Source organism: Paraburkholderia sp. (assembly GCF_034668105.1).
Classification (GTDB): domain Bacteria; phylum Pseudomonadota; class Gammaproteobacteria; order Burkholderiales; family Burkholderiaceae; genus Paraburkholderia.
On sequence record NZ_JAXDPY010000379.1, the window covers coordinates 1 to 7,630 of the forward strand.

The 7,630-nt window shown below is 62.9% G+C and carries 5 protein-coding genes; 2 read left to right on the forward strand and 3 right to left on the reverse strand.

What is annotated here, in order from left to right; all coding sequences use genetic code 11:
• The coding region (locus QOC89_RS17015) for a DNA gyrase subunit A (RefSeq protein ID WP_323046083.1) at positions 1 to 1,638 on the forward strand (1,638 nt) is incomplete at its 5' end.
• Between the two features lie 199 nt (positions 1,639 to 1,837).
• Positions 1,838 to 2,296 carry a CopD family protein gene (locus QOC89_RS17020; protein WP_179737026.1) on the forward strand — a complete coding sequence of 153 codons (459 nt, stop codon included), beginning with the start codon at positions 1,838 to 1,840 and terminating at the stop codon, positions 2,294 to 2,296.
• 39 nt (positions 2,297 to 2,335) lie between these two features.
• Here the strand turns inward: QOC89_RS17020 and QOC89_RS17025 are convergent, their stop codons facing one another.
• The 3 genes from QOC89_RS17025 to QOC89_RS17035 all read right to left on the reverse strand — a co-directional run bounded on the left by QOC89_RS17025 (position 2,336) and on the right by QOC89_RS17035 (position 7,498).
• Positions 2,336 to 3,544, reverse strand: coding sequence for a chromate transporter (locus QOC89_RS17025; RefSeq protein WP_323046084.1), 1,209 nt, complete (start codon positions 3,542 to 3,544; stop codon positions 2,336 to 2,338).
• Between the two features lie 217 nt (positions 3,545 to 3,761).
• Entirely contained in the window at positions 3,762 to 6,116 is a 2,355-nt protein-coding gene (locus QOC89_RS17030; RefSeq protein ID WP_323046085.1) for an EAL domain-containing protein, read from the reverse strand.
• Between the two features lie 473 nt (positions 6,117 to 6,589).
• The gene (locus tag QOC89_RS17035; protein ID WP_323046086.1) at positions 6,590 to 7,498 is read right to left on the reverse strand and encodes a PhzF family phenazine biosynthesis protein; all 909 of its coding nucleotides are present in this window, start codon (positions 7,496 to 7,498) and stop codon (positions 6,590 to 6,592) included.
• Between the last annotated feature and the right edge of the window lie 132 nt (positions 7,499 to 7,630).

Genomic DNA, 7,630 nt, shown 5'->3' on the forward strand with positions numbered 1-7,630 from the left:
GGCGGCCAGATCATTTCGAGCGACGCCGAGATTTCGGCGGCCTATGAAAGCGGCCGCGGCAGCCTGAAGGTGCGGGCTCGCTGGAAGATCGAAGAACTCGCGCGCGGCCAGTGGCAACTCGTGATCACCGAACTGCCGCCGAACACGGCCGCGCAGAAGGTGCTCGAGGAAATCGAAGAGCAGACCAACCCGAAGATCAAGCTCGGCAAGAAGGCGCTCACGCCCGAACAGTTGCAGACCAAGCAGACCATGCTCGCGCTGCTCGATGCAGTGCGCGACGAGTCGGGCCGAGACTCACCGGTGCGTCTCGTGTTCGAGCCGAAGTCGAGCCGCATCGATCAGACCGATTTCGTCAACACGTTGCTCGCGCATACGAGCCTCGAATCGAACGCGTCGCTCAATATGGTGATGGTGGGCGGCGATGGCCGGCCGCGTCAGAAGGGCTTGAGCGAAATCATCCACGAGTGGATCGCGTTCCGCTTTGCCACGGTGACGCGCCGCACGCGTCACCGTTTGACCAAAGTCGACGACCGGATTCATATTCTCGAAGGCCGGATGATCGTCTTTCTGAATATCGACGAAGTCATCCGCATCATTCGCAAATCGGACGAACCGAAGGTCGCGTTGATGGCTGCGTTCAGTCTGTCCGATCGCCAGGCCGAAGACATTCTCGAAATCCGCTTGCGTCAGTTGGCGCGGCTCGAGAAGATCAAGATCGAGAAGGAACTGTCCGAGTTGCGCGACGAGAAGGCCAGGCTCGAAGAACTGCTCGGCAACGAATCCGCGATGAAGCGTCTGCTCATCAAGGAAATCGAAGCCGATGCGAAGCAATACGGCGACGAGCGCCGCACGCTGATCCAGCAGGAAAAGCGCGCCACGTTCGAAGCGCGCGTGGTCGACGAACCGGTTACGGTGGTGGTGTCGCAGAAGGGCTGGGTGCGCGCGCTGAAGGGCCACGGTCTGGATGTGGCCGGCTTCACGTTCAAGGCCGGCGACGGCCTCTATGCCGCATTCCAATGCCGCACGCCGGATACGCTGGTTGCATGGGGCAGCAATGGCCGCGTTTATTCGGTGGCGGTCGCGATCCTGCCGGGCGGCCGGGGCGATGGCGTGCCGGTTACGTCGCTGATCGAACTCGAGTCGGGCAGCCATCTGATGCATTACTACGCGGCTTCCGCGGATCAGGCCTTGCTGCTCGCGTCGAGCAACGGCTTCGGCTTTGTCGCCAGGGTCGGCGACATGATCAGCCGCGTGAAGGCCGGCAAGTCGTTCATGACGATCGACACGGGCGCCGCGCCGCTCGCGCCGATGCCGATGTTGCCCGACGCAACGCACATCGCGTGTCTGTCTTCAGGTGGACGCCTGCTGGTGTTCGGCCTCGACGAGATGAAAACGCTCTCGGGCGGCGGACGCGGCGTCACGCTAATGGCGCTCGACGACAACGAAACACTGGTGCAGGCGCTGTCCATCAACAAAGCGGGCGTGGTGTTGATCGGCACGCGTCGCGGTGGCCGGGTGGACGAGGAGAAGTTGAGCGGCGCCACACTCACGCCGCACGTTGGCAAGCGGGCGCGTAAGGGCCGTGCGCCGGAGAGCAAGATGAAGCTCGACAGTATGCGTCCGGTGCTGGCGGCTTAACGGCGTAGCATGCGTCATAAAAAATCGGGGTGCGGCGCCGCCTTCGCATCGGGCGCGTTGCAATAACAACTACAAAGAACGTCAAGACGCCGTGAACGCATGGAACTGCACGCATAGCGCGCGGTCGAATGCGCTCAATAGCCGCTACTAATATCACTCGTCATAAGCGGCGTGGCGTCGTCGGGAGAGGAAAACAATTATGAACAAGGCTATCGAACTCGCGCTGTTTCTACATCTGCTCGCAGTCGCGGTGTGGGTGGGTGGGATGATATTCGCGCATTTCTGTCTGCGGCCGGCCATTGCCGACCTTTCTCCGCAGTTGCGTCTACCTTTGTGGGAATCGGTGTTTGGCCGCTTCTTCAATTGGGTCGCCGGCGCCGTGCTCGTCATTCTTCTCACCGGCGGCTTCCTGCTAATGCAATTCGGCGGCGGTCACGCCACCTGGCCGTTGCACGCCATGGCCGGCCTCGGCATCGTAATGATGCTGATCTTCGGGCACATTCGCTTCGCCGTGTTCCCGCGCATTCGCCGTGCGGTCCAGGCACAGAAGTGGCCGGACGGCGCGCAGGCGGTCGGCACGATCCGGCGCCTGGTGCTGGTGAATATCGTACTGGGCGTGGTGACGATCGGTGTCGCCGTGCTGTCGCGCGGGTTCTGAGCCTGCCCCATCACGCGCGGACCACTACCGCCTTATCGCCTACGGCATCGCGCCGTAGGCAAGCCACAACCCGCACACAACCGCCACGGTCCCGTACACCGCATACACCGGTACCTTGAGCTTCGCGAAGCACATAGCGGAGAACAACGCGGTCACCAGATAGACCGGTTTGAACGGCACATGCATGGCAATGCGCAACACTGCCACCGCAAGAAAGGCGGTCGTGACCGCGCGCAGGATCCGCATGCCGTGCTCGAAACGCGGATTGGCCTTTAACTGATGCAGATGGCGCTGCGCCATCACCACGAGGCAACCCGACGGCACAAACAGCGCGAGTGTAGCAATCAGCGCGCCCGCCCAGCCATCCACCAGATAACCGAAGAACGGCACCACGTTCAACAGTGGTCCCGGTGACAGTGGCGAAAGCGAAAACGCCAACGTGAAATCGTTATCCGACACACCGATCGCGGGCGTCACAAACAGCGTCTTGAGCACCGGCAACGCCGAGAATCCGCCACCGAACAACGTCATGCCCGCACCGGCCAGCCGCGGCCATAGCAGCGCCAGTTCATAGCGGTGCGGCAGCGGCAGCGCGAACAACACCAGCAGCACGCCCAGCGCGGCCAGCATGTGCCAGTCGCCTCGCCCAATCGACACGACGATGCGTGTTTCGCGAATGGGGCTCACCACCCAACCGGCGCCGAATGCCGCGCCGAGCATCACCACGTAGGCCGCGGGACTGCGTGCATAGAAGAGCGCCACGCAACCGAGCACCGCCGCGATCCATTCGAGCTTGCCGCGCACCAGCGCGCGAGTCTGCTTGTACCAGGTGATCGCGATCAGCGTGGCCAGTACCACGCTGAAGTGATTGAGCAACGTCTGGGAAGCCGCGGCACGCACCAGCGGCGTGCGATAGAAGATCGCGAACAGCGTCATCAGCATGAAAAAGGGCAGCACGCTGGCAATGCCCGCCACCCAGGCGCCGGCGCGTCCGCGCAACGCATGCCCGAGTTGCACGGCGACATTGCAGCCCACCGGCCCAGGCACCATCCAGGCCAGCGCGATCAGATCGGAAAAGGCCACGCGCGAGAGCCGTCCCTCGCGTTCCACGTAGTGGTTTTCAAGTTGCGCCATCAGCGCGAGGCCGCCCCACGACAGCGCCGACAGGCCGAACACGACCCGGAACAGCGTCCATAGCGGTTCCCGTTCTCCTCGTCTGGCGGCATCCTGGCTCGTGATCGTCTGCATGGCGCCGCGGGCCCCGGCACTCGGGCGGCCCGCCCTCTGGGATCATCGGTGTGGGTTGGCGCGGCCGGCAGCCGGCCGCGCGCTGTGTCGTAATACAGCGTGAATGTAGCCGGTTTTGTGATGCCGCGGTTAGATAAGGGGGGCGCCGCTTTTAGGCTGGTGCGCATGCACGAGGCGCACGCCCACGCGTCCGCACGCGCCACCGTCGAACCCGCGTTCAGCTATTGGTGCTCGACACGCTACTGGTGCTGTCGGCGAGGTGCGCGGGACGGTGCCCCTTCATGCCGCACACACCGAAGCGTTCGAGGAGCGCGGGAATCGCGTCCACCGGCACCGGACGCGAAAACAGGAACCCCTGCGCTTCGATATGGCCGAGCGCGGCGAGCCATGCGATCTGCTCTTCCGTCTCAGTGCCTTCTACCACCACCGTCAGCCCGAGTGAACGCGCCAGGTTCACGATCGCGGTGACCATCACGCACACACTACGGTCGCCCGGAATCGCCTGGATAAACGAACGGTCCACCTTCAGCGTGTCGACCGAGAAGCGGTTCAGGTAAGAGAGCGACGAATAGCCGGTGCCGAAGTCGTCGAGCGCGATGCGCACGCCGAGCCGCTTCAACGCGAAGATCTTCTCCGAGACGAGTTCGGGATATTCCATCATCGCCGTCTCGGTGATTTCGAGTTCGAGGCGGCGCGCGGAGATGCCGCTTTCTTCGATCGCGTGCGAGATGGTCTCGTACAGATCGCCGCGCCAGAACTGCACCGCGGAGATGTTCACCGCGAGCGACAACGTGTCGTAGCCCTGTTGCTGCCACAACGCCAGTTGACGGCAGGCAGTCTCGATCACGAAGTCGCCGATCGGCACGATCAGGCCGGTCGATTCGGCGACCGGAATGAATTCGTTCGCCGGAATCAAACCGTGTTGCGGATGATTCCAGCGCACCAGGGCCTCGAAACCGGTAATGCAGCGGCGCGTCAGATCGATCTTTGGCTGATAGGCGAGAAACAGTTGCCCTTCGGCGAGCGCGACGCGCAACTGCTGTTCCCACTTCATCAAATGGTCCGCGCGGTGCGATAACTGCGGCGAAAAGAACTGATAGCAATTCTTGCCCGCGTCCTTCGCGCTATACATCGCGAGGTCGGCCTTTTTCAGCAGGTCGATCTCGCTCTCGTTGGCGACCGAGTAGAGCGCGATGCCGATGCTCGCATGCAGCACGAACGAACTGCCGCGCACTTCGAAGGGCTTCGCGAACGCTTCGGCCGCCGCTTCGGCGAGTGTGACCGCGCGTTTCTCGACGTCGTCGCCCTTGATCACCACGACGAACTCGTCGCCGCCGATGCGGCTCAACGCGCCGCCGTCGCCCACCGCGGCGGCAAGACGCGAGGCCGTCATTTGCAACACGATGTCGCCGGCGTTGTGGCCCAGCGTGTCGTTGACGGTCTTGAAGTTGTCGAGGTCGATGAAGAGAATCGCGAGACGCCCGAGGTTGGCCGGTTGGGCGACGTCGTGCCGCAGTGTTTGCAGCGTCGCATAGCGATTGCGCAAGCCGGTCAGCAGATCGTACTCGACCAGATGCGTCATCTCGCGCTCGCGCCCGAGCAGCTTGCCGATCAAACCGGTCGCCACCGCGAAGAAGCTCAGCATGGCGAGCGAGATGAAGCCCGCCATTAGCAGATAAACGTTACGCGTGTGGTTGTAGTCGGCGAATTCTTCGGCTTGCGACAGACCCACCAGCACGCCGAGTGGATAGCCGTCGATATGCCGGTACGAGACGATACGCGTGACGCTGTCGATCGAATCGACGTAGGTGCCTGACACATGCTCCGAGGTCGGATACGAACCGCTCGCCGAGAAGGTGCCGCTGGGGCTGTCGGTGTTGCCGGTGCGGCGCGCCAGCACCGTGCCGTTGTCCGAGATCACCGCGATCACGCCTTCACGGCCAATGGCCGCATTGTTGTAGAAGTCGCTGGTGAAATAGCTCGGGTCTTCTGAGACCACCACGACGCCCGCGAACGAGCCGTCCGGATGATTCAGACGCCGTGTCATCTGCAAGGTCCAATGGCCGGATATGCGGCCGAGCACCGGCTTGCTGATATACAACTGGTCGTCGTTTTCATGCTCGTGGACCTTGAAGTGTTCGCGGTCCGACAGGTCGATGCGTTTGGGATTGAGTTCGGCCGTATTCGCGATCAGCGTGCCGTGTTCATCGATCAACGACACCTGCACCAGCGTCTCGCTTTGCACCACGCCTTTTTCTACCGTGCTGGCCAGATCGAAATGATTCGGCGTTTTCTCGAACTCGTACTTGACGAAGCGGGTGATCTGGTCGACCTGGTGAATCGCCTTGACCGTGTGCTGCTCCAGCGCCGCGGAGAGAATCGCAGCAGAGGCGGTGGCTTCACGATTGGTCGCTTCTTTCTCAACCGACAGGCGCGCGAAGATCACGGTCCAAAGCAGGATCAGCACCAATACGCCGAGCGCCGGAATGACGAGCAAGGCACGGCGGCGCGACACGGCGGGATCGCGGGGGAGTTTGGCTTCGCGCAGGTCGGAAACGCGGAACTGGCTCATCAGGCGGCCCGTTCCCTGGTACCGGCCAGTTGCAACTGCGCGCGTAAGGTCAGCGCTAATTTCATGGGTGGCTGCATGGTGACCAAGGTGCCGGAACTGCTGCGCAGGGGAGGGAGCGTGGCGTCGTGCCTGACCATCCGCAGGTTATCGGGTACCTTTCGATATTACTGAATGCCACTGGATTAAGGAAGAGTCCGCGCATCGGGTATACGCGGGCGCGGCAGAGCGTCCCAGCCGGCTGAATTCGCACGCGACTCGGCCAGCCTTGGGGCTGCAGCCTGGCAGTCGTTTTCGCATATTTCATCGGGGTCCGGAATTCAAGTGTGCCAACCTCTCGTCATGCGTGGCGCATGAATCGTGCAGACGCTGCGGCGTTTTGGGGGTCAACGGTGGCCGAATGGGGCGCAACACGTGCGGCGTTCAGCGGCAAACGAACGTTCGCAAGCCTGCTATGGCGCGCCACGCCGCACCGTTCACGGCATCCGGAACGTGCCGTCGACGATCGTCACTGACGGGCCGCCGATCCAGGTCTTGCCGGCTGCGTCGTCGTAGTGCACAGAAACGTTGCCGGCGCGACCCAGCACGGTGCCCTGGCGGGCCGTGTAGTGCGAGCCGGGGCGCAACTGCTGCGCGCTCAGCAGACCCGCGAGCGCGGCGTTCGCGCTGCCCGTTACCGGATCTTCGCCGACGCCGAATTGGCCACCCGCCATCAGGCAGCGCACTTCGAAGGTGGCCGGACCGTCGGCGCCGTGCGGGCCATAAACGGCGAGGCCGTGGGTGTTCAGTGAATGCACGAGATCGGCGAGCGCCGCGGCATCCGGGTCGAGCGCGAGACAGTCGCGCGCTGAATTGACGCGCACTACGAGCCAGGGCGCACCATTGTCGACCGCGCAGGGCGTCGCGCTGAAATCGATTGCGTCGCTACGCAAAGCCGTAGCCAGCGCTGCGTACCGATCTTGCGTAAGCGCCGTGACGCGCGCGGGCGGCGCGGCGAAAGCCCATCCGTTCTGCGCCTCGCCGGCTGAACCGGATTCAGTCAGTGCCTGCAATTCAATCAGGCCCACGCCGCATTGCTGCACCAGTTTGCCGGACTGTTTCGGTCGATACCCGCTTTCAAGCAGCGCATGCGCGGTGCCGAGTGTCGGATGACCGGCGAACGGCAATTCACCATGCGTGGTGAAGATACGCACGCGATAGTCGGCGCCCGGGTCGGTGGGTTTCAACAGGAAGGTGGTTTCGGATAGATTGGTCCAGTGCGCGATGGCCTGCATCTGATCGGCGCCGAGTTCATCGGCGTCGAACACGACCGCGAGCGGATTGCCTTTGAACGGGATCGACGTAAACACGTCGACCTGTTTGAAACGAACGGTGGTGGCGGGCATCGGGCGCGATCCGGCAAATCCGGCAGATGGATGGGATTCGCGGATTCTATCTGGTGACAAAGGAACGATCCACCTCATCACAAATGCAAAACGCGCCGCAGGTGACAGACACCTCGCGACGCGTTCAATGCA